We start from the raw sequence: 23,874 nt of genomic DNA, 5'->3' as shown, positions 1-23,874 counted from the left end.
ATATAAATAACGCCTCTTGTTACCGCTTTTCGCTTGCTTTCATTTTGTTTAACGCCAAGCAAAGGTACAATAACTAGCAAAGGTCCCAACGAACGATAAATATGGCTTGGCTACAACTTCGAATTAATACTTCTTCTGAATACGCGGAATCAATAGGCGACATGCTAACTGCAAATGGCTCGCAGGCGGTTACCTATGTCGATGCGAAAGACACCCCAATGTACGAACCCAAACCGGGTGAAGTGTTATTGTGGCCAGACACACAAGTAGTCGGACTGTTTGAAGCAGATGCCGATATGAAAGGTATTCTGCAGCGCCTAGGTAAGGCTAAAGTGCTTGGCCCAGACTTTAAATACAAGTTAGAGCCGCTTGAAGATAAAGACTGGGAGCGGGAATGGATGGATAACTTCCACCCAATGCAGTTTGGCGAACGTTTATGGATTTGCCCAAGCTGGCGTGATGTTCCAGACCCTGACGCCGTTAATGTGATGTTGGACCCAGGTCTTGCCTTTGGAACAGGTACGCACCCTACGACTGCACTTTGCCTACGTTGGTTAGACGGCATAGATATGACAGATAAAACTGTGGTCGATTTTGGCTGTGGTTCAGGCATTTTAGCGCTGGCTGCATTGAAACTAGGTGCTAAGCGCGTTATTGGTATTGATATTGACCCGCAAGCCCTTCAAGCGACAAAAGAAAACGCGCGCCGCAATGGCGTTGAAGACCGCTTAGATGTGTATCTACCTGAAGACCAGCCTGAACTAGAAGCCGATGTGGTTATGGCGAATATATTGTCAGGTCCATTGCTTGAGCTTCAAAGCGTTATTACTAACTATTGCAAATCAAGTGGCTTGTTAGTTCTTTCCGGCATATTGGCTGAGCAAGTCTTACGAATTGAAGACGCCTATGCAATAAATATTACCTTAGAACCCAGTGCCATCGACGGCGAGTGGGCACGAGTTTCTGGCCAAAAACGTTAGTTTTGAGTATTAAATAAACTGCAACATGAGATGTTCGTTTGGTAAAAGTGATATTTTCTGCTCGCAACTCGCTATAAAAACGTACTAACACGGTCACAGTAATCTAATAAATTGTTAATTTTTTTCACATTACAGCCCTTTCAAATCGGGGGCTGTAAGACTTTCGTACGATATTTAGTCTAAAAATCGACGTTAGATTACTAATGTGACAGATTTTTTTCACTGTCAAGACCACGAAGTGAAATTTTGTGTGATTTTTAGCCTTTTCAAGCCTTGCGAAAACACGTACACTTAGCGCCCCGTTTTAGCCGGGTGTATATTTTCTGTGCAGTTTTAGATGGCGAGCTATACATTTTACAATGCGAATTGGACCTTACGAGTTAGAAAACAATTTGATGTTGGCCCCCATGGCTGGCGTAACAGACAGACCGTTCCGCCAACTTTGTAAACGCTTAGGCGCAGGGCTTGTTGTTTCAGAAATGCTTTCGAGTAATCCGAAGGTTTGGAACACTGCAAAATCGCAAGCGCGTATGAATCATGAGGGTGAAGAAGGCATTCGCTCTGTACAGATAGCTGGGGCTGACCCTGAGCTTATGGCTCAAGCGGCGCAATTTAATGTAGATAACGGTGCGCAAATCATCGACATCAACATGGGTTGTCCTGCTAAGAAGGTTAATAAGAAGCTTGCAGGTTCTGCATTGCTTCAATACCCAGACACAGTGGAAGCGATTATAAAAGCAGTAGTTAATGCTGTTGATGTACCCGTAACACTGAAAATTCGTACCGGCTGGAACCCAGAAAATCGTAATGGGGTAGACATTGCCCGCATTGCAGAGCAAAACGGCATACAGTCGCTTGCTGTTCACGGCAGAACACGAGCTTGTATGTACAAAGGAGAAGCTGAATACGACACCATACGCCAAATAAAGGCGGCAATTTCAATTCCGGTTATTGCAAATGGTGACATTACTTCTCCAGAGAAAGCACAAGAGGTGCTGAATTACACCGGTGCAGATGGCGTAATGGTAGGTCGCGGCGCGCAAGGTAAGCCTTGGATATTTAAGCAAATCCAACATTATCTTGAAACGGGCGAGAACCTAGCACCACCACCACTGTCAGAGCTATATAAGCTCTTGCATGAGCACGTAGCCAATGTGCAGGACTTTTATGGCGACATAGCCGGTGTGAGAATTGCCCGTAAGCACGTGGGCTGGTATCTCGCGGAGCACGATACGGATCGTCAGTTTCGTAAAACGTTTAACGCTATCGATGAAGCGAATAAGCAACTCGATGCACTAAATGCATATTTTCAAGCGCTGCAGACACGAGAAACCCGACAGATTTCTCCCGCAGCATAGTGATGACTAACTTAAGAGCAACACAGTATTATGTTCGATCAAAACGTGACTTCACCTTTTACTACTACAGTAACTACGCCTTCACAAACGCAAGCTCAAAAGCCACTGCGTGACTCTGTAAAGCAAGCGGTTAATAAGTACCTTAAGCAATTGGATAACGCAAACATCGACAACCTGTACGAAATGGTACTGGCTGAAGTTGAAGCGCCGCTGCTAGAAGAAGTCATGACTTACACGCGCGGCAATCAAACCCGCGCTGCCATCATGATGGGCATCAACCGTGGCACACTTCGCAAGAAGCTTAAGCAATACGGCATGAACTAAGATTCCTAGGGCTTTGCCCACCAAAGAGCACCAAATGGTGCTCTTTTTGTTTCAACACTACAACATTAGAAACTTAAAATTTATGCAAACACCAAAACCAATTAAACGTGCTCTCCTTAGTGTCTCTGATAAAACCGGTATCCTCGATTTCGCGACAGCGCTGCATAACGCTGGCGTAGAACTTCTGTCGACGGGCGGTACTGCTAAACTACTCGCTGACGCTGGCTTACCTGTGAAAGAAGTCTCTGATCACACAGGTCACCCAGAAATCATGGCTGGTCGTGTTAAAACTCTTCATCCTAAAATTCATGGCGGTATCCTTGGTCGTCGCGGTACCGATGAAGCGGTGATGGAAGAGCATAGCATTGCACCTATCGATCTTGTGGTGGTTAACCTCTACCCATTTGCTGCAACAGTGGCAAACGAAGATTGCACGCTAGAAGATGCAATTGAAAATATTGATATCGGTGGCCCAACCATGGTGCGTGCTGCTGCAAAAAACCATAAAGATGTGACTATTGTGGTTAATGCGTCAGACTATCCTCGCGTACTTGCTGAAATGAATGAGAATAACGGCTCTTTGTCTTACAGCACTCGCTTCGACCTAGCCATTAAAGCATTTGAACACACAGCTGAATACGACGGCATGATTGCGAACTATTTCGGTGCCCGTTTAAATAGTGCTGCATGCGAAACAGGTTGTTGTGAAGATAGCAGCGAATTCCCGCGTACTTACAATATGCAGCTTACTAAGAAGCAAGACCTTCGCTATGGCGAAAATAGCCATCAAGAAGCGGCCTTCTATGTAGAAAATGATATTCAAGAAGCGTCTGTTGCTACTGCTACTCAGCTTCAAGGTAAAGAGCTATCGTTTAACAACATTGCTGATACCGATGCGGCGCTAGAGTGCGTAAAAGAATTCGAAGAGCCAGCATGTGTCATTGTTAAACACGCTAACCCGTGCGGTGTTGCTATTGGCGACGATATTCTAAGTGCTTACGATCGCGCATTTAAAACTGACCCTACGTCTGCATTTGGCGGCATTATCGCGTTTAACCGCGAGCTTGATGCGAAAACAGCACAAGCCATTGTTGACCGTCAATTCGTAGAAGTCATTATTGCACCAACAGTAAGCGATGAAGCAAAAGAAGTCGTAAGTGCGAAAAAGAATGTACGCCTTCTAGCATGCGGCGACTGGGCTGGTCAGCTAACTGAAGGTTATGACTTTAAACGTGTAAACGGCGGTTTGTTAGTTCAAGAGCGCGACTTCGGCATGGTTGAAATGGAAGACCTAGAAGTTGTGACTAAACGTAAGCCAAGTGAAGAAGAACTGCGCGACCTTATGTTCTGCTGGAAGGTAGCAAAATACGTGAAGTCTAACGCGATTGTATATTGCAAAGACGGCATGACAGTAGGTGTGGGCGCAGGTCAAATGAGCCGCGTTTACTCTGCAAAAATTGCCGGTATTAAAGCAGCTGACGAGAGCCTTGAAGTAGCTGGCTCTGTCATGGCGTCTGACGCTTTCTTCCCATTCCGTGACGGTATTGACGCTGCAGCTGAAGCTGGCATTAAGGCAGTAATTCAGCCTGGCGGTTCTATGCGCGACCAAGAAGTAATTGATGCTGCTGACGAACACGGCATTGCTATGGTGTTTACGAGCATGCGTCACTTCCGTCACTAATAGGTATCTACGCTATATCTTTTAGTGCAGGCTTAGTGAGAGAAACCAATACCTAAGTTAAACACGCAGTAAAGTGGCATTTTGTTACTTTACTGTGTGTTTGTTATTTTTCCTTAACCCTTTTTAATGCGCAAACTCAAGATCATTTGCTTGGTTGCAATGAAACCTTATCGAAGCGACAAAGGTGCGAATTATTCTGCTAAGGCGTAAGTGCAAATAGGGGTTAGCTGATAGGCTTGATCTGACCCGTGGTAATTTGTAGTAATAGTGTTACTAATAAATGTTATGTTTTACTAGTCCGCATAGACAATTACCTACCCTCGACAGAAAAAGGAAATAAGAATGAAAAAGTTAGCCCAATTCGTGTTAGCCGCGACACTTGGCGTAACAGCAACCTATGCCAGTGCTGATGCTATCTCTGACGCCGCGATGAGCGATATCCGCTCTGATAAAGCCAAAGTTCGCGACGAGTATCGCAACCCTCAGCAAACACTACGCTTTTTTGGCCTACAGCCAGACATGACCGTCGTTGAAATTTCGCCGGGCGGCGGCTGGTATGCCGACATTCTTCATTCTGTTGTAAAACAAGACGGAAAATACGTTGCAGCCCACTTTTATGTAGACGATGAAACCAGCGGCTACTACAAAAAGTCGGTAGAAGGCTTTAAAGAGAAAATGAAGCCGGGCATGAAGTATGAAGGTGCAGAACTTACCGCATTCGACCCTATGAAAGCGCTAGATATTAGCGAAGCTGGCAGCGCTGATATGGTGCTAACTTTTCGCAACGTACACAACTGGTACATGCGTCACGGGGATGAAGGCATCGACAACGCATTTGGCGCTTTCTTTAAAGCCCTTAAGCCAGGTGGCGTAATGGGCGTAGTGGAACATGAGTTACCGGAAAGCGCAGACGATGAAGCAATGAAGAAAAGTGGCTACATGAAGCGTTCTTACGTTGTTGCTGCCGCTGAAAAAGCAGGCTTTGTGCTTGAAGCAAGTAGCGATGTAAACGCAAACCCGATGGATTCAGCTGACCACCCGAAAGGTGTGTGGACGCTACCTCCACGTTTGGCGCTAGACGACCAAGATCGTGAAAAATACATGGCGATTGGCGAGAGCAACCGCATGACGCTAAAATTCACCAAACCAAAATCATAATATTAAACACTCAAAACGGAACAGTTAATGAACGTACTTGTAATTGGCGGCGGTGGCCGCGAACACGCGCTAGCGTTTAAAGCAGCGCAGTCTTCTGATGTTTCAACAGTATTTGTAGCGCCAGGTAATGCCGGCACTGCTACAGAGCCTAAGCTTGAGAACGTAGCTATTGATGTAAACGACATCGCCGGCTTAGTTTCTTTTGCTCAAGGAAACGATGTAGCGCTTACTATTGTAGGCCCAGAAGCGCCGCTAGTTGCAGGTGTAGTAGATGCGTTCACTAACGCTGGTTTAATGATATTTGGCCCTACACAAGCTGCCGCCCAGCTTGAGGGCTCAAAAGCTTTCACCAAAGATTTTTTGGCTCGCCACAATATTCCTACGGCTGAGTATCAAAACTTCACCGAGATTGATCCGGCTATTGCCTATGTTCGTGAAAAAGGTGCGCCTATCGTAGTAAAGGCCGACGGTCTTGCTGCTGGTAAAGGTGTTATTGTTGCGATGACCCTTGAAGAAGCTGAAGATGCTATCCGCGACATGCTAGCAGGTAATGCCTTTGGCGAAGCTGGCAGCCGCGTAGTTATTGAAGAGTTCTTAGACGGTGAAGAAGCGTCGTTTATCGTTATGGTAGACGGTAAGAACGTACTGCCTTTTGCCACCAGCCAAGATCACAAACGTGCGGCTGACGGCGATAAAGGCCCAAACACAGGTGGTATGGGCGCTTATTCTCCAGCTCCAGTTGTTACGCAAGACATTCACGACCGCATTATGCAGGAAGTGATCATGCCGACGGTTGATGGCATGGCCGCTGAAGGCAACGACTATGTTGGCTTTTTATATGCGGGCCTTATGATTATGGCCGACGGCACACCAAAGGTCATTGAGTACAACTGCCGCTTTGGCGACCCAGAAACCCAGCCTATTATGCTTCGCTTAAAATCTGATTTGGTTCCACTTTGCCAAGCAGCGTGTAAAGGCGAGCTTGCAGGCAAAACCATTGAGTTTGACGAGCGCGCATCGGTAGGTGTTGTGCTTGCCGCGGGCGGCTATCCAGGCAGCTACGACAAGGGCGACGTGATTACCGGTTTTGAAGAAGCAGCTAAGTTAGATGGAAAGGTTTTCCACGCAGGTACCGCACTTCAAGACGGTGATGTTGTTACCGCTGGAGGCCGCGTGCTTTGCGCAACAGCGTTAGGTAATAACGTAACTGAAGCGCAACAAAAAGCCTATGAGCTACTTAAGACCATTCAGTTTAAAGATGTCTACTATCGCACTGACATTGCACACCGTGCAATTGCCCGTGAAGCTGAGGCTTAATAAGCGACGCATATAACACAAACAATAAAGACGCGGCCTAAGCCGCGTTTTTTATATCACAAAGCTTTCAGCTATTTCACTTAACTTCCACATAAAGAACTTAAAACACGCAACTTTTTTCTTTGAGCGTCTATACTTGAATGAAATCAAAGTACAAAAGAATTCGCGGTGAATGAAAACCCTTAACATACTGGCAATATGTCTAGCATGCTTTACCTGTGCGGCGAAGAGCAGCGAAACACTCTCTGACTCGATAGGTATCAGTGGCTTTGCTAGGGTGGTTGGAGGACAGCTAGACACGAGCAAAGCTGAATTTCAGGGCTACTCAAATGATTTTAGTTTTTCTGAACAGTCATTATTTGCGTTACAAGCGGACATAAGCATTAGTGAAAAGCTTAAATTATCTGGGCAATTACTTGGTCATTCTAACGACGATAGAGACTCTGGCCTTGAATGGCTCTATCTAACCTATGAGGCAAGCTCGAATTGGAGCTTCAAATTAGGCAAATTGAGAACCCCATTTTTTCGCTACAGTGATGTCATTGATGTGGGCTTCGCTTACCCCTGGATTACGCCTCCCGAACAGGTTTACGGCGGTTTCTTATTTTCAAACTATGAAGGACTCAGCACAACGTACCGCATCCACTTTGATAAGTTAAACGTAGAAATTGAAGCTTATTACGGCACTTATGATGGTACTTTTGACCGTGCAGGTGAAGAAACAGCCATTGAAGTAAACGATATTCGGGGGCTCATTTTAGGCATATCTAAGGGCGGCTTTCGCGCACGGGCTTCCGCCATAGTGTCGTCTGACTTCTTTGCAGACATCCCAGGCTTTCAAGACTTTGCTACACTTTTGGAACTTGCGGGCTATACAGAAAACGCCAACGTTTTTCGATTTGATTCAGATGCAATCGCTTATCAAGCAAGCCTGCAATATGACTCTCTCGACTATTTTGTTTACTCTGAAATTATCAAAATTGAATCAGATTTAATCAGTGTCCCTGAAGTTAATGCATATTACATTACCATTGGTCATTATTTTGATAACTTTCAAGTTTTTACTACTATTGCGTCAGCGAATAGCAGCAACGATGTCCCAACCAATCAAATTCCGAAGGGCCAATCTCCACAACTCACTTCATTGTCTTTTGCCTATGACGCAATAGTAGATAATCTTCCACGCTATAACCTTGACTCACTCTCGGTAGGACTTCGCTGGGACTTTAGACACAATATGTCTGCCAAAGCTGAGGTGACTTGGTTAAGAGGTGAGGAGGGGCAAAACTCATTCTATTCAGAAATCAAAGACCCAACCTTCGATAGAAATGCGGTACTCACCCAATTTGCACTAGAGTGGGTGTTTTAATGAAAATACACACGCTGTTGTTTGCCATTCTTGTTGCAATGTTTGCATCCTTCGCAAAGTGCGAAGAAATAATGATTGTTGCTAACTTGCAGGTACAAGACGCACCAACTGAAAAATGGCAAATTCGAGATATCTTTATGGGAAAATCCTCTGACTGGGACATAGAGCCTGTAGGATTGCGACCACCCAATACCGCCAGAACAATATTCAACACCAAGTTCATCGCTTTAACCGAGTCTCGCATCCAAGGATATTGGGCGCAAATGCGCTTTAGTGGAAGAAAGACCCCACCAAAGGAATTTAGCTCTCAAGAGGAAGCGTTGAGCTATGTACTTAGCAATAAAAACTCAATAACGTATATTTTATCAACCGCCGAAGTGCCCGAAGGCCTTGTTGTTTTATTTGGAGAACAGTAGCTACCTTGGGCTTTGACCGTTAGCAATTCGATTATCAAATAGGCGAGTACCCACAGCCAGTGCATTAACCTTATCTTATAGAAATACACTGACGGAAGAGGGCGCGCGAACTCCTTTTTAAGACCCAAAAGCCTCGATTAAGGTCTTCACTACTTCGCTAAAATCACTTTCCCAAACACAGACGCATCCTTAAACCCTAGGTTTTTGTCGCCGTTCACGGGGGTAATTTCGTGAGAGCCCATAAAGTGCTCTCTGTCGCCGCCATCGGCGTCACAGTAGGCCAGCATAAAGCCCAGAGCCATACCTTCTTTTAAGGTTAATGGTGAGTTGTCTTTTCCATGCTGATAACTATCGTCAAATACACGCACGGCCGCTTCCCAATAAATCTTATGAGGCGCCGATATATCTCGCTGCCATTTGTTTTCAACATGATTGTTATACAGTTGCGGCACCGCTTCACCCGCTTTATTCGGGCCAATATCAACAACTTGATTATCTAGCGCCAAGTGATAAGCAAACGCGTTGTAATTATTAAAGTGATCGCCACCAGAGGCATCCGCATCAATAAAAATTTCTAGGCAATCATCATCCCAATATCGCTCTAGCGGATTGGCATAGGTATCTGAGAGGTGGTCGTCTTCTATTTCTGCTAATAGGTACAACGCCTTTTTATCCCAGCGTAATTTATATCTACCAGAAAAGTCACTGGGCTCGGGACTGGTGCCCCACATCAGCGAGGTCATTTCGTGCCATTCACCTTCTTTCCAAGTGGCATCACTTGCTACGCCATCTATAACGGGTGCATTCGCGGTAAATATAACACTGTCCGGCTTCGCCTGTGCTGCTGGGGCAAGCATAGCGACAAGTAATGTAGAGGTGAATGCTGATACTAGGGGTTTAGTACTTTTCAATTGAATACGCTCTTAGTTTGCCTTCTTGACGTTTAAACTAACATGTTTTGAGCCCTACTGCGTTTGAAAAGCTGCATAACAAAATTTTCTGTTTATCAGAAGCATTACCAATTTCGCGCTGTTATTGGTATAAAAAGGATATTCGTTCTATCACAATCTTGGCTATGTCCTTTCAAAACGCGTGCTATCACATCCTCGCTCCTGCTAGCGACGCTCACGAATACAAAAAACTCAGTAAGTTGTTTGACCTACTCCTTATCGCGCTGATTATCGTAAATGTAGCAGCCATGATGCTAGAAACCGTACCGGGCATTCCCGCCCTTTGGCAGCATGAGCTGCATATCATTGAGGTCGTTTCGGTACTTATTTTCACTGTTGAATTCATACTTCGCGTTTACAGCAGTGCATCAGCGCCTAACCGTACTTCCCAAGCTAACCGCACTCACCAAGAAAAAACAACCGCTTGGCAAAAACGTTGGGCTTATATAAAAAGCCCTATGGCGCTGGTGGATTTAATGGCGATTCTACCTTTTTACTTAAGTGTTTTCGTGGCATTTGATCTTCGCATATTGCGAGTATTTAGGGTGTTGCGAATTTTGAAAATTGGGCGCTATTCCCGTTCAGTGCAAACCCTTATCACGGTGTTGCGCAACGAATCGCATAGCCTGATTGCTGCTATAAGCGTACTTTTACTGTTCACTGTTATTGCCGCCACGTGTATTTACTATATCGAACACACTGCACAACCCGACGTCTTCAGCAGTATTCCCGCCTCATTATGGTGGGCGCTGGTTACACTTACTACGGTAGGGTATGGCGACGCCGTTCCCGTTACAGCGTTAGGCAAGGTATTTGGGGGGCTAATAACGATTATGGGCATTTGCTTTTATGCCTTGCCCGCGGGCATTTTATCGTCAAGCTATACCACCCAAATGCAGCTTAAACGCGCTCGGTTTAAAGATACAGTAAGAAGTGTTTTAGACGATGGAAAGCTAAGTGAGCACGATATACACCATTTAGAACACGTGCGAGCATTGCTTGATTTAGATGAAGAAGAAGCAAAATTAATTGTGCGCCTATTACAGCACCATCATAAAAGGCCAGACAATTGATTGCGAAGTGGTCTAATCGCAAATACTTACCTGAAATTTGACCGCGTGCACGTTTTCGCCCCCTTGATTCTTGTCGCTCATCAGCTTATAACTAGTACCCGTCATTTCCAAAAAGAATTCCTATGTCTGTCAAACATCCTATTATTGCTATAACAGGTTCTTCTGGCGCGGGTACTACTACCACGACCAATGCTATTCGCCATATTTTCAGGAACTTAAATGTTAATGCTGCAGTAGTTGGTGGTGATAGTTTCCATCGTTTCACTCGCCCAGAAATGGAAGTAGAAATTCGTAAAGCCCAAGAACAAGGCAGACATATCAGCTATTTTGGCCCTAAAGCCAACGACTTTGAACTGCTGGAGACGCTTTTTAGAGAATATGGCAGTTCGGGTACAGGTCAGTTTAGGCAATACCTTCACACCTTTGATGAAGCCGTTCCTTTTAACCAGATGCCGGGTACCTTTACCCCTTGGCAAGATTTGCCTCAAAACACCGACTTACTGTTTTATGAAGGCTTGCACGGCGGCGTCAAAACTGAAGAAAACGATGTAGCGAAGCACGTAGACTTACTGGTAGGCATGGTGCCGATTGTAAATTTAGAGTGGATTCAAAAAATTGTGCGTGATACCACTGACCGCGGTCATTCTCGTGAAGCGGTAATGAGCAGTATTGTTCGCGGCCTAGACGATTACTTCCACTATATTACGCCGCAGTTTTCGCGTACCCATGTTAACTTTCAGCGCGTGCCGACAGTTGATACCTCGAATCCGTTCAGTGCCAGGGAAATCCCAACCCAAGATGAAAGCTTTGTTGTAGTGCGGTTCAGGCGTGAAATGAAGAATGTCGATTATCCTTATTTGCTAAAAATGATCGACGGTTCATTCATGTCTCGTATCAATACATTAGTTGTACCGGGAGGCAAAATTGCACTGGCAATGGAACTTATTCTTACACCTCTGCTTGAAGATATTTTGAATAAAAAGCGAAGAGCTGGTCATCAAATGGATTGGCTCAGCACCAGCGAATAGCCGTAGGCTATATACACCGCTTCTATAGGCATGTATTTAAAACATTAAGTCGTAATGGCTCATTCCCTGCGTCAATCTAGGTTTATTATTGCTTAGCTTTTTTGACTAAGCTTTTTTTGACTAAGCTTTTTAACTGGGCCTTTTAACCCAGTTCTATGACCGTCGGGCACCTATTATGACTACAATTCAAAGCCAGCAAATTTGGATAGATCAGCAGAACCTTGCCAACACTAAAGTTGTTCACTGCGATATTAACGTAAGCGATTTACAGCAAGACGAAGTATTGCTTGAAACCGACAGCTTCGGCTTTTCTGCCAATAACATTACCTACGCGGCATTGGGTTTTAAAATGGGCTATTGGGGCTTTTTTCCACCACAAAGTGGTGACAATTGTGATAACCCAAACGGCTTTGGCATAGTGCCCGTTTGGGGCTTTGCTACCGTCAAAGCGTCTTGTCATCCTGACATCAAAGAAGGCGAGAAGGTATTCGGCTACCTGCCCATGGCGAGCCACTGGGTAATAAAGGCGGGAAAAGTCGCCCCACACGGATTTTCAGACGTACATGAAATGCGTAAAAGCATCAGCCCAGTTTACGACCAATATTTGCGCTGTGCGGCAGACCCTGGCTACGACAAAAACCGTGAAGCATGGCAGCTAAATTTTAGACCCCTCTATATGACGTCGTTTGTACTTGATGACTATGTTGCTGAGAAAACAAAGGGGGAAACCTTACTGCTATCTAGCGCTTCAAGTAAAACCGCGTTGGGTACAGCGCAACTACTAAAAGATCAAAAAGCGGTTCGAAACGCCAGCTACCAAGTGGTTGGGTTAACCTCTCAATCTAATGTGGATATGGTAAAAACAACTGGCTGCTACGATGCAGTGTATAGCTATGATGACCTATCTGCGCTTACGAGTGACAGTAGCGATTCGCGTTACTGGCTTCTTGATTTTGCAGCTAACGGCACGCTAATCAATAATCTTAGCGAGCTGCTTGGCGATAGCTTAAGCGAAGTAACCTTAATAGGTGCTACAGATTGGAAAGCCGAAGAAAAGCCCAACCCCAAACTGCTTAACGCAGAGATTTTCTTCGCACCAGCTCGCGTAAAACTGCGCCAAAGCGAATGGGGGCATGAGGCCTTTTTAACGAAATACGCGGGTGCATGGCAGCGCTTCGCCTTAAAAATCAGCGACCAGTTCTTCGAACAGTCGCATCAGGGCGCTGATGCCATAATACAGTTATATTTAGAAACACTTAACGGTTCGGCCAATACCAAAGCCCTTAATGTCGCCACCTTTGATTAGCATTACATAAGCAACACGGGTTCTTGTCTGTTTTAGACACTATTTGTAACAAACATGCTCTGCCTTTTACGCTTTTCTCGCTTTTGTATTTCACATCTTGTGGTTATAGTGAAACAAACGTAAAACAAAAGGTATGAGTATGGGTCAGGAAACCTCTAAAATTCTCGTTGTTGATGATGACATGCGTCTGCGAAGCCTACTGGAGCGCTACTTGCTAGAACAAGGCTACCAAGTTCGCAGTGCCGCTAATGCAGAGCAGATGGATAGACTGCTAGAGCGCGAGAATTTTCATCTTATGGTTTTGGACCTTATGCTACCAGGCGAAGATGGTTTATCTATTTGTCGCCGCCTGCGCCAGCAAGAAAACGACATGCCCATTATTATGCTTACCGCAAAGGGCGATGAAGTTGACCGCATTATAGGCCTTGAAATGGGTGCGGATGATTATTTACCAAAGCCATTTAACCCGCGCGAGCTTTTAGCCCGCGCTAAAGCAGTATTGCGCAGGCGCAGCAGCGAAGCACCTGGCGCACCGTCTAAAGACCTACAAATTGTAGAGTTTGGCAATTACAAACTTAATCTCGCCACCCGCGAGATGACAGCGGGCGATACGCCGTTGACTCTGACAAGCGGCGAGTTTGCGGTATTAAAGTCTTTGGTTACCCACCCCCGCGAGCCTTTGTCGCGAGACAAACTGATGAACTTAGCGCGAGGCCGAGACTACAGCGCCCTAGAACGCAGTATTGATGTTCAAGTATCACGACTGCGTAGAATGCTTGAAGACGACCCAGCCAACCCTCGCTACATTCAAACCGTTTGGGGTTTAGGCTACGTATTTGTGCCTGATGGCGAGCAAGTATAGTAACTATGACGGATACGGCGGGTACCTCTGCCATAACCTATTCGCTAATGAAGTATGTTTACTCATGAAACCTAATTATGTTTTTACATGCTGCCATTGCAAGCACTGGTTCATGACACAAAGCGACGGCAAGCTATGCGTTTAATTCCCAAAAGCGCATTTGGTCAAACCGTCATGCTTATTGGCGTGTTGTTGCTCATAAACCAAATTGTGTCCTACATCTCGGTCACCTATTACTTTATTCACCCCAGCTACCAGCAAATTAACAGCTTATTGGCAACCCAAGTTAAGTCTGTGCTGGCTAACGATTTACTGGTGACTAACCAAGAAACACGGGACCGCTACTTTCAGCAAACGCAGGTACAAGTATTTGATGAAAGCGTAGCGAGAAAGAACGGCCTAGAAAGCGCGGTTTATTACAGCTATATATCAACGCAGGTTAGTGAACAGCTTAGGCAGCTTGCCGATGTACGCATTAGCACAACCACACAAGCTAGCGACGAGAACGCGCCTTACATCGTATGGATATCTCTTAATCGCTACCCAGACACCTGGATTTCTATTCCCATTTCGGGTTTAAACGAAGCGAATATCTCCCCACTGACTATGTATTTAATGGTGATTGGGATATTGAGCGTAGCCGGTGGCTGGCTGTTTGTAAGGCGCATGACGCGGCCCCTATCAGCCTTACAAAAAGCAGCAATTGCCGTGGGCAAAGGTGAGCATCCAGCGCCGCTTCGCGAACAAGGCAGCACCGAAATGATTCAGGTTACTCGCGCTTTTAACCGTATGAATCAGGGCATAAAGCAGCTTGAGAACGACCGTAATATCATGACCGCAGGTATTTCCCACGACTTGCGCACGCCGCTTACTCGTATTCGCCTTGCATCAGAAATGCTGCCAGAAGATCAGGATTGGATAAAAGACGGCATTGTGAACGATATAGAGGACATGAACGCTATCATTGACCAATTCATTGACTATGCACGTTACGACACCGAAGAAGTGACCCAAGAAACCGATTTAAACACTATTATTGCAGAGCTGGTGCAAGCAAGGCACTTAGATGATAAACATCATATTGAATTAAAGCTTAACGCCATTCCGCCACTATCACTGCGGCGTATTGCAATGAAGCGAGTCATCGACAACCTCATTGAAAATGCCTTTAAATACGGCTCTGATGAAATTGCCATTAGCAGTTTCTATAACCGTCACGAAAAGCGTGTGTACTGCAAAGTGCGTGATTTCGGGCGAGGTATTCCAGAAGAGGAATTAAACAGTGTTTTCATGCCGTTTGCACAAGGTGATAAAGCGCGCAATTCATCTGGTTCTGGCCTAGGGCTTGCCATTATTCGAAGAATAGTAGAGGCCCACGATGGAGAAGTGTCACTAAGAAACCACCCGCAGCAAGGGTTAGTGGCAGAGTTTTACTTACCTTATCTTTCTGAGCTTCCTACAAAGAAATAGCCTGCGTTACGCTGTCAATTTGTAGCGCTATGCATACCGGCTAGAAATGTTTGTGCACGCAAAGCCAGTCCGCTCTGCTTTCTTAGGTTTCTCGGCTTTATCAGAGCGCTCAGCCTACGGGGTCTTTGTGGTACTTTATCTTTCTGCTGTAACCGTAAGAAGCTAGCCACAGCACACATCCACCCAATGGGATCACCCAAAATGCCGTGGTAAGGGGTACAAAGTTAGCCCAAAGCCCGGTAGAAAAAGAAGCCACTTGCACACCCGTAGAATTGCCGATAATAGCAATACCAGAAAGTACAGGGCCATTGTCGCTGTCAATATTCATTGCCGCAGACAGTGCAAGCGGGAAAAGCCCACCTAACCCTAAACCTAGCAGCAAATTACCCGCGCCTATGCCGTAGAAAGTCGGCATTAATTTAAGCGCAAATACACCAGCAAGTGAAGCGGTGGCCATAAGTACTATCATGCGATGGACTGACACAAAGCGAAGCAGAAATGGAAAGGTCAGGCGACTAATCACCATACCAGCGGTAAAACACGCGAGTAAATTACGCGACTGCTCGCCGCTAAAGCCTAAGCCTTTTTGTGCGTAGCTTACAAACCAGTTCGCGTTACCAAACTCTACCGCACCATAGCCAAAAGTAAGCAGAGCTAGAAATATAAAAACAGGTTGTTTAATAATGGTGCCGAATGCCAAGGTTTTCTTAGGCAGTTTTGGTTGACCTTTAAGTACTTTTGCCTGTGACCGAGCGGCAATAAACGTATAGCACGATAGAATAATCATCACGCCCGCCACCACTTGAATAGGCAATCGCCAGTTTTGTTCAATAAGATATAACAGTGTTACAAAGAACGACGCGGCAAACGTACCTAAGCTGAACATAAAGTCCATTAAGCCCATCATAGTAAAGCGCTTTTCCGCGTACATGCGCGCGATAAGCGTATGCCCAATGGTAAATATTGTTGAACTCACCACACCAATTAATACGGCTAACACTAGAAACCACTGCCAAGATGATAGTACGGACACCAAAAGCAAAAGCCCTGTATTCAGGCTGAACAACGTGGCTAGCAGGGGCATGTACTCGAAGCGGCTGGCATATTTACCACCAATTACGGCACCTAACATCATGCCTACCGAAAACAGCGAGAATAAAGCACCACTGACGACCTCAGACATCTGCAAATCAGCGGCAATATCAGGCAGCAGTATTCCCCATAGAAGAAATAACTTACCAATTAAGAAAAAACCGGCAAAGATAACAATGGTAGCGGGAAGTCGACTCATTAAGGCTCCACGGTTAACGTCAGTTCGATGACATCGGATACGGGCTCGAGGGCACAGCGTTGATATGCCCCTTAATCACAAAGTGAACCTTCAGAGGACGCTGAACTTTACTGTGCAATAAAGAACAGCTGCCCTTAATTATCGCATAATCACTACCTTTACAGATTGCTGATAGTCGCACGAAAATGCAAGCGAAAGCGTTTTCCCTTTTTCATCCCATGCTACTGGTACGCTATGGCCATCAATCAAAACACGCGAAGGTTTTTGGCTAAACCCATGCAACACGTAGGTGATGTTGCGCTGCTTAGGCATACCTATGTAGCTGCCTTCGCTGCCAAGAGAAAGGGTCAATTCGGCGTTATCATTAACTGATGAGTGTAGCTGTAAAGTGGTGTACAAACCTTTTTCGACAGACGCTGGATTCTTACCGTCATCTTCGTAATAGGTGTAAGAAGAGGAAGTTACAGAGCTGTCGTGCCAGTAATGTATCTCTAGCTCGCGAGCATTAAACTGCTCTGTACGATCAAGCCCTTTTGACATTGGCATAAAGCTTCCTGCCTTAACCCATACAGGGAAATTTTCTTGAGTTAACGGGTAATCTACCGTTTGCTCACCTTGGTATTTGGTGTTTGAGAAAAAGTCGAACCAAACGCCTTTTGGAAGGGCTGTCGTCCATTGGCTCTGATCAGGACTGGTCACGGGCGATACCAACAGCGCGTCGCCCCATAAATAGCTGTCAGCATTTTCAAACCATGAGCTTTCACTGTACTCCATGGCCAGTGGGCGCATTAGCGGTGTGCCGTTCAGTGCATTTTCAAACGCCAACGAATAGTTGTACGGCAGCATGTCGTAACGAAGCTGAATAAACTTGCGCGCAATAGACTTCACCGGGTCGGCATGGAAAACAGGCTCTGGGGCAATATTATCCTGAGCGTGAGGCCTAAACACCGGCGAAAAAGTACCAAATTGTAGCCAGCGGGTATAAAGTTCAGCATCAAAGGTTTCGCCGCCAGCAAACCCACCTAAATCGGAATGAGTATACGCCATACCAAAAACACTCATTTGAAGTGCGAGTTCTACCTGTGGCTTTAGCCCGCCCCAACTTCGACTTACGTCCCCAGTCCAAGGCACCATACCGTAGCGTTGGCTGCCCAAAAAGCCTGAGCGCATGAGTACGAACGGGCGTGTGTCAGGCTGAAGCTCATTTAAATTGTTATAAACGGTTTTCGCCCACTGGTGGCCATAACCATTATGAACCTCTGCACCGCTTACTTTTTTCGACTGCCACATGTGCTGTATATCATCAGGGTGTACTTCAGGCTCGCCCAAGTCGCCCCACCAGCCTGCAACACCTTGCGCAGCAAGCTTTTCATAATACTGCCAAAACCAATTTTGACCGCTTTCACTGAACACATCAACCAGGCCGGTATTGCCAAAATAAAAATCGAAGGTGTAAGGCGTGCCATTATCGTTTTGTGCAAGTGCATTATTGGCAACCGCGCTTTCCCATTGCTTTGAAGTCGTGAGAATAAAAGGCTCGGTTATAAGCACGGTTTTCACGTCTTGAGCGCGTAGCTCGCTAATCATTTTTTCAGGCTCAGGGAAAGTGGCAGTGTCCCAGCTTAAGTTCCCCATGTGCCCTTTTATGTCTTTACCAAACCAATAAAGGTCTAGTACTACAGCATCAACAGGAATATCTTGCGTGTTAAAGGCATCGACAACATCCATTACCTGCTGCTGCGACTTATAACCAAAGCGAGAAGCAAAGTTACCTAACAACCAACGCGGTGGAAGCGGCTGTTTTCCCGTTACTGCTACAGTAGACGTTACCGTATCTTCTAGGTTTTCACCCAACACCATGATGTAGCTGGCGCGCCCACCTTGCACCTTAAATAGCAACTCGTCGCTGTTCGTTTTGCCAATATCTAGCTCGCCAGAAGCGGTGTTATCAAACAATACGCTATAATTTTTTGACGACATCACCGCCGACAAACCAAAGTACATTTGGTTTGAAGACGTGGTGTAACCATAGTGTGCTTTGTTGTACAGCGGCATGGCGTTTCCACGACGGTCCATACCTAAAACGCGCTGACCGCCACCATAAAGTTTTTCGTTTTCATCTAGCGAGAAAGACAGTCTGACGCTACCCTCGGTAATGGACAGCCCGTCCCGCTCGTTGGCGACGACTTCACCGTTTAGCACATAGCTTATTGAGTGGCTTTGCTTATCTATACGTGCTGCAACACCGTCGTAGGTTAACGAGATAGTAGCGGGGGTTTCAGAGAGATTCACAGCAAGCGGGCTTGTGTTTTTATCTTCGGGTAGAGCCATAGACGGCAGGTTTTCATAGGGCTTACCGTTATCGTCTGTTAGAAATGTAACTTGGAAGCTCTGATTACCTAGTGCGGTTACAACGAAGTCGTTAGTGTCTGTATCAACGTGAAGGGAGTGACCATCTAAAGAGAATTGCTCAACGTCGGCTACTGCATTACCTGATAACAATGCAAGAACAGGCAAAGTCGCCAACAGGCTGCGTGTGAACGCTGTGCTAATTGTGGAAGATAAAACCGAACGCTCGTGTCTTTTCGACATGCTAAAACCCTTCATTTTATTTCGGTGCTGCAGACACTGAAAACCTTTTTATGTTAACTAAATGATAACGGCAGGCAGTAGTGACTTAAATAAACATACGTATTCATTGTGTGAAAAATGTTAATAGGTCGGCAGAAACGAGTATGAAGGCATAAAAAAGCCCGCAACACGGTGCGGGCAAAACATCAATCACGTTGAGTGTGATGAACGTTGGGAAGGGGCGAACCGAGTATTAGTTACCCGGCCCGGCTTTAACGATAGCGTCGCTAACGTCATATTTTTCAAAGTTCTGTTTAAAGTCGCTAACTAAGTTAGCAGCGTATTCGTTGTATTTTTCCTTGTCTGCCCACGTGTTTTGCGGCACAAGCAAGTTACTGTCTACGCCTTCAATGGCCACTGGGACATCTAGGTTTAACGCGTCGATGTGCTGAGTTTCAACGTCAGCCAAATTGCCCGACACAATGGCATCAATAATGGCGCGCGTGGTAGGAATATCAAAACGGCTACCTGTGCCGTAAGGGCCGCCTGTCCAACCGGTATTAACCAAGTAAACCTTTGCACCAAACGCTTTCACGCGCTTAATAAGAAGCTCTGCGTAAACACCTGCTGGACGCGGGAAGAAAGGCGCACCAAAACAGGTTGAGAAGGTCGATTCAATATCGCTAGTAGAACCAATTTCAGTAGAGCCTACTTTCGCTGTGTAGCCGCTTAAGAAGTGGTATGCCGCAGCTTCTTCGCTTAGTACCGAAACAGGAGGCAACACGCCACTTACGTCACACGTTAGAAATACGACTGAGCGAGGTTCGCCGCCACGGTTTTCAGATACGCGCTTTTCAATGTGTGAAAGCGGGTAAGCCGCACGCGAGTTTTGGGTCAAAGATGTATCGGTATAATCTGGCGTGCGCGTTTCATCTAGTACTACGTTCTCTAAAATAGTGCCAAACTTAATTGCATTCCAAATAACCGGCTCATTCTTTTGAGATAGGTCGATACATTTAGCGTAGCAACCACCTTCAATATTAAATACGCTACCTGGCGCCCAGCCGTGCTCATCGTCACCAATTAAGAAACGCTTAGGATCCGCAGAAAGCGTTGTTTTACCTGTCCCTGAAAGACCAAAGAACAAGGTCACATCGCCTTCTTCACCCACATTGGCTGAACAGTGCATAGGCAGTACGTCTTTTGCTGGAAGCAAGAAGTTTTGCACTGAAAACATGGCTTTTTTCATTTCACCTGCGTAACGCATGCCCGCAAGCAAGACACGCTTTTTAGCGAAGTTAATGATAACTGTGCCGTCGCTGTTTGTGCCGTCACGCTCTGGTTCACAAGTGAAGCCAGGTACGTTTAAGATTTGCCATGGCTGGTCACCCTTAACATTCCATTGTTCAGGAATGATAAATAGATTACGGGCAAAAACATGCTGCCAAGCAGTTTGCGTTCTTACTTCAAGGGATAATGCATGCTCAGGGTCCGAGCCCACTTGAAGGTGTGATAGAAAATGTTCTTGGGTAGAAAGATAAGCTTCAACTCTATCCCACAGCGCATCGAATTTGTCAGCGTCAAAAGGCTTGTTAACCTTGCCCCAGTCGATGTGGTTCTCTGTTGTTGGCTCTTTAACGATAAATCGATCGTTTGGAGAGCGCCCCGTACGTTTGCCGGTTTCAACGACAAGCGCGCCGTTTTTGTCTAGTACACCTTCGCCGCGCAATACGGCGCGTTCGATAAGCTCTGCATTTGGCAGATCGGTGAGTGGCGTTACTTTCAGTTCCGTTTGAATTGAGGCTGCTGCGGTCATGGCTGTTACCCTATATGTAATTTTTCAAAAGCACTTTCAAAAAAGTATCACCTCTTCGAGTGTAAAGTAAATAAGGGCTTAGACGCATTTATAAGACATATAATCACTATTCAAAACACTTAAATTTCATAAATATTGTAAATTAATTACAATAAAAGCGTTTTCCCTGAATATAAATGCAGAAAATATGAGTAGCAAGGCTTGAATGATCGATGAATTTCAAAATAAAAAATGGTTAGATTTTTAGAAAGTCGAAGTGAAAGCTTTCAATAAACTTAAAAAGATGAAACGACAACAGGTCGTTGAGAACTTAAACACTTACTAGTGACTACTTTTTCACCACAGGTGAAGTATGAAGGTTATTTTGGGGGTCTTCTAGCGCATCTTTAGCGTAAAAAGAAAAAGCACTTCATAAGAAGTGCCTTTTCTATAGTGGTCGTGTAGGGGTAATGACTCGCTTTGTGACTAACCTCTAAAACCATTCAAAAAACAAATAAGCTATTGATTTGAAGACGGTACGTCGAAGTTACCGCTGTGAATAGCTTCCACGTCGATGCTGTCAAAGCGGTATTCTGTGTGGCAGTACTGACAGTTCATTTTTATCGCGCCTTCTTCAGCAATAATTGCGTGAAGTTCAGACTTCTCAACATGACGAAGTGCTTCTGCGCTGCGCTCTTTTGAACATGAACACGCAAACGATACGTCTTTTGCTGGGTACATTTCCACGTCTTCTTGGTGATAAAGACGGTATAAAATGTCCTCAACTGGCAAAGAAAACATCTCTTCTTTGGTTAGTGTTTCGGTAAGTTTTGAGATGTGAGCAAACTCATTGGCTTGAGACACGTCAGTCGCGCTGGCATCGGTAGGCAATACTTGCAACAGCACACCCGACGCTTTCGCGTTTTTAGAGTCGCTCATGTCTGTCATTAGATGAACGCTGGTTGCAAGCTGTTCTGACTGTGCAAAGTAGCCTTCGATACATTCAGCAAGAGACGGTTTATCTAAAGCTACTACACCCTGATAACGCTCGCCTTCATCTGGTGTAATTGTGATGACTAACACCGCTTGAGACAATAGCTCTGAAAACGTTTCAGGTAGGGTTTCGAGCGTTTCATCCCAGCGCGCCACACCGCGAAGCGTTTGCTCATGAGTGGCGTTTAATACCGCGTAACTCACCGGGCCTTTGCTTTGAATTTGCAGTGAAATTTCACCTTTAAATTTAAGCGTTGCCGTTAAAAGTGACGTCGCCGCCGCCATTTCACTTAACAAGGTTTGAATTTGCAAAGGGTATTCATAGCTGTGCACAATTTGCTTTAAGCTCTCATCAAGACGAACTAATTCGCCACGAACATTAGCTTGAGTAAATAGGAAGCGGTGTAATTTATCGAAATCGCTCATAAATGATCCTGTTGAGCAGCACACTATTGCTGCTTAAATTTAATAATCTGTCGTCGCTGCTTTTTATCAGGTCTATGATCTGGTTTAGGGCTATGAAAAGCGCTCATTTTTCGGGCAGCTTGGTTTTCTTCACGTTTTGTTACACTTTCAACCGTTTCTTCAAAAAGTGCTTGTGCCAAAGGGGCGCTCAAACGCTTGTCGCTTAAGCCTAGCACCTTTATTTCACGAATATCCCATCCCGCGGGAACTTTAATCATCGCCCCAAGCTCTACATGCTTACCAGGTTTGGCTCGTTGCCCGTTGTACTGGACCTTTCCCGACTGCACCATATCTCTAGCGATGGCGCGAGTCTTAAAGAACCTTGCAGCCCATAGCCACTTGTCCAGCCTGATATTTTGTGGTGTATTGTTACTTTCCAATTGGCTCATGTAATAATTTCGTAATGGTGCGGCTTTAGTGTTTGACCCTCACCTTTACTAGGCTATTATGGGTTTGCTAAAGCGCGGTTAACCAAAAATTCACTATATTATAATAAAGCAGTACCATCAGTGGCAGCATGACATTCAATAAACCCAATCCACAATCTCTGGTTGTTTATCTAAGCCAGCACCAAAAACAGCTACATACCATAGTAGTGGTTGTGCTTAGCCTGTATTTAATTGCATTTGCTGCCAAACTCGTGTGGCGAATTATACCTGAACCTCAACTATCTGCGACAACCACAGTAAGCCGTGCTCCAGTTATTTCATCGTCATCAGGCAAAAATGGGGTCAACATTGCGAAAATACAACAGCTGAATTTATTTGGTAATGCTGCGGCTAAACCTGTTGAACCGGTAGCCGAGGTCACTGACGCGCCAGAGACACGCCTAAACCTAACCTTAACTGGCGTTGTGGCTAGCTCTGATCAAGAAGCAGGCACTGCTATTATCGAAAATCGCGGCAGTCAAGCGGTATACGGTTTAGGTGAAAAGATTGAAGGCACTAACGCCACGCTACAAAAAGTGTATAACGATCGCGTTATTATTAAAAACGGGGTTAGAAATGAAACCCTGATGTTGGACGGAATCGACTACGACGAAGCGAATCGCCGCCGTGAAACGCAGGCGCGACAGCGTCCAGCCCCAAGGCAAGAAGTACAAGACGATGAACCACAATTAAGCAAAGAGGCATTAGAGGCGACCGCTGCACTTCGAGAACGCCCTGCTAGCTTTACAGACTTTATTTCGATATCGCCAAAAACCGAAGAAGGCCAGCTTATTGGTTATCAGGTTAGCCCTGGTAAAGAGCCTGAGTTATTCAAATCGGCAGGGCTTCAGGCTGGCGATGTCATTACACAAATTAACGGGCTAGACCTTACCGACCTGCAACAATCGCAAGAGGCACTGTCTGAGCTACGCAATGCACAAAATATAGAATTAACGATTATTCGAGATGGCAGTTTAACCACCGTCTACTTAGATTTACCCGAGGCGTAACAACAACTAAAACGGTAACGGCTCGTTTT

Annotated in this window: 20 protein-coding genes; 14 read left to right on the top strand and 6 right to left on the bottom strand. The window is 45.5% G+C overall.

All coding sequences use genetic code 11. From position 1 onward, the window contains the following. Nucleotides 1-101 precede the first annotated feature (101 nt). From prmA to KL866_RS09635, 8 genes are all read left to right on the top strand, one after another. On the top strand, nt 102-980 hold the full coding sequence (gene prmA / locus KL866_RS09670) for a 50S ribosomal protein L11 methyltransferase (RefSeq protein WP_025257307.1): 879 nt from the start codon (nt 102-104) through the stop codon (nt 978-980). Between the two features lie 359 nt (nt 981-1,339). Then, entirely contained in the window at nt 1,340-2,338 is a 999-nt protein-coding gene (gene dusB, locus KL866_RS09665) for a tRNA dihydrouridine synthase DusB (protein WP_025257306.1), read from the top strand. A 30-nt stretch (nt 2,339-2,368) separates the two neighbouring features. After that, the gene (gene fis, locus KL866_RS09660; RefSeq protein WP_012520109.1) at nt 2,369-2,662 is read left to right on the top strand and encodes a DNA-binding transcriptional regulator Fis; all 294 of its coding nucleotides are present in this window, start codon (nt 2,369-2,371) and stop codon (nt 2,660-2,662) included. Nucleotides 2,663-2,744: 82 nt separating this feature from the next. After that, nucleotides 2,745-4,343 (top strand): bifunctional phosphoribosylaminoimidazolecarboxamide formyltransferase/IMP cyclohydrolase, encoded by a 1,599-nt coding sequence (purH, locus tag KL866_RS09655; RefSeq protein ID WP_214994815.1) that lies wholly within the window; start codon nt 2,745-2,747, stop codon nt 4,341-4,343. Nucleotides 4,344-4,685: 342 nt separating this feature from the next. Next, nucleotides 4,686-5,501 (top strand): class I SAM-dependent methyltransferase, encoded by an 816-nt coding sequence (locus KL866_RS09650; RefSeq protein WP_025257304.1) that lies wholly within the window; start codon nt 4,686-4,688, stop codon nt 5,499-5,501. Nucleotides 5,502-5,528: 27 nt separating this feature from the next. Beyond that, nucleotides 5,529-6,818: a phosphoribosylamine--glycine ligase gene (gene purD / locus KL866_RS09645; protein WP_025257303.1), complete on the top strand. Its 1,290-nt coding sequence runs from the start codon at nt 5,529-5,531 to the stop codon at nt 6,816-6,818. A 172-nt stretch (nt 6,819-6,990) separates the two neighbouring features. Continuing rightward, the gene (locus tag KL866_RS09640) at nt 6,991-8,187 is read left to right on the top strand and encodes a hypothetical protein (protein WP_214994813.1); all 1,197 of its coding nucleotides are present in this window, start codon (nt 6,991-6,993) and stop codon (nt 8,185-8,187) included. Further along, nucleotides 8,187-8,603, top strand: a complete 417-nt coding sequence (locus tag KL866_RS09635) for a hypothetical protein (RefSeq protein ID WP_025257301.1) — start codon at nt 8,187-8,189, stop codon at nt 8,601-8,603. The genes KL866_RS09640 and KL866_RS09635 overlap by 1 nt, the downstream gene beginning before the upstream one ends. Before the next feature lie 149 nt (nt 8,604-8,752). On the opposite strand, the gene KL866_RS09630 is transcribed toward KL866_RS09635, so the two are convergent. Then, nucleotides 8,753-9,514, bottom strand: coding sequence for a CBM9 family sugar-binding protein (locus KL866_RS09630; protein WP_214994811.1), 762 nt, complete (start codon nt 9,512-9,514; stop codon nt 8,753-8,755). A gap of 158 nt (nt 9,515-9,672) precedes the next feature. Between KL866_RS09630 and KL866_RS09625 the strand changes: the two genes are divergently transcribed. The 5 genes from KL866_RS09625 (at nt 9,673) to envZ (ending at nt 15,292) form a co-directional block, all read left to right on the top strand. After that, a complete protein-coding gene (locus tag KL866_RS09625; protein ID WP_025257299.1) occupies nt 9,673-10,626 on the top strand; it encodes an ion transporter in 954 nt (317 codons plus the stop codon). 122 nt (nt 10,627-10,748) lie between these two features. Next, nucleotides 10,749-11,654 (top strand): phosphoribulokinase, encoded by a 906-nt coding sequence (locus KL866_RS09620; protein WP_025257298.1) that lies wholly within the window; start codon nt 10,749-10,751, stop codon nt 11,652-11,654. Between the two features lie 175 nt (nt 11,655-11,829). Continuing rightward, nucleotides 11,830-12,960, top strand: coding sequence for a DUF2855 family protein (locus tag KL866_RS09615; protein WP_214994809.1), 1,131 nt, complete (start codon nt 11,830-11,832; stop codon nt 12,958-12,960). A 139-nt stretch (nt 12,961-13,099) separates the two neighbouring features. Next, complete coding sequence (gene ompR, locus KL866_RS09610) at nt 13,100-13,822, top strand: two-component system response regulator OmpR (protein WP_025257296.1); 723 nt, start codon at nt 13,100-13,102, stop codon at nt 13,820-13,822. A 135-nt stretch (nt 13,823-13,957) separates the two neighbouring features. After that, a complete protein-coding gene (gene envZ / locus KL866_RS09605; protein ID WP_025257295.1) occupies nt 13,958-15,292 on the top strand; it encodes a two-component system sensor histidine kinase EnvZ in 1,335 nt (444 codons plus the stop codon). A 109-nt stretch (nt 15,293-15,401) separates the two neighbouring features. Here the strand turns inward: envZ and KL866_RS09600 are convergent, their stop codons facing one another. The 5 genes from KL866_RS09600 to hslR all read right to left on the bottom strand — a co-directional run bounded on the left by KL866_RS09600 (nt 15,402) and on the right by hslR (nt 22,796). Next, the gene (locus tag KL866_RS09600) at nt 15,402-16,583 is read right to left on the bottom strand and encodes a sugar MFS transporter (RefSeq protein ID WP_025257294.1); all 1,182 of its coding nucleotides are present in this window, start codon (nt 16,581-16,583) and stop codon (nt 15,402-15,404) included. A gap of 138 nt (nt 16,584-16,721) precedes the next feature. Further along, entirely contained in the window at nt 16,722-19,175 is a 2,454-nt protein-coding gene (locus tag KL866_RS09595; RefSeq protein WP_214994807.1) for a TIM-barrel domain-containing protein, read from the bottom strand. Between the two features lie 232 nt (nt 19,176-19,407). Then, a complete protein-coding gene (locus KL866_RS09590) occupies nt 19,408-20,970 on the bottom strand; it encodes a phosphoenolpyruvate carboxykinase (protein ID WP_214994805.1) in 1,563 nt (520 codons plus the stop codon). Between the two features lie 498 nt (nt 20,971-21,468). Then, entirely contained in the window at nt 21,469-22,368 is a 900-nt protein-coding gene (gene hslO, locus KL866_RS09585) for an Hsp33 family molecular chaperone HslO (protein ID WP_025257291.1), read from the bottom strand. A gap of 23 nt (nt 22,369-22,391) precedes the next feature. Next, entirely contained in the window at nt 22,392-22,796 is a 405-nt protein-coding gene (gene hslR, locus KL866_RS09580; protein WP_025257290.1) for a ribosome-associated heat shock protein Hsp15, read from the bottom strand. Nucleotides 22,797-22,924: 128 nt separating this feature from the next. Here hslR and gspC point away from each other — a divergent pair, with 128 nt between their 5' ends. Then, entirely contained in the window at nt 22,925-23,845 is a 921-nt protein-coding gene (gspC, locus tag KL866_RS09575) for a type II secretion system protein GspC (RefSeq protein WP_025257289.1), read from the top strand. The last annotated feature ends 29 nt before the right edge of the window (nt 23,846-23,874 follow it).

It is taken from the genome of Alteromonas sp. ALT199, from assembly GCF_018619335.1.
GTDB lineage: Bacteria > Pseudomonadota > Gammaproteobacteria > Enterobacterales > Alteromonadaceae > Alteromonas.
Note: the sequence above shows the minus strand (reverse complement) of the source record. Positions and strands in the feature narration are given on the sequence as shown.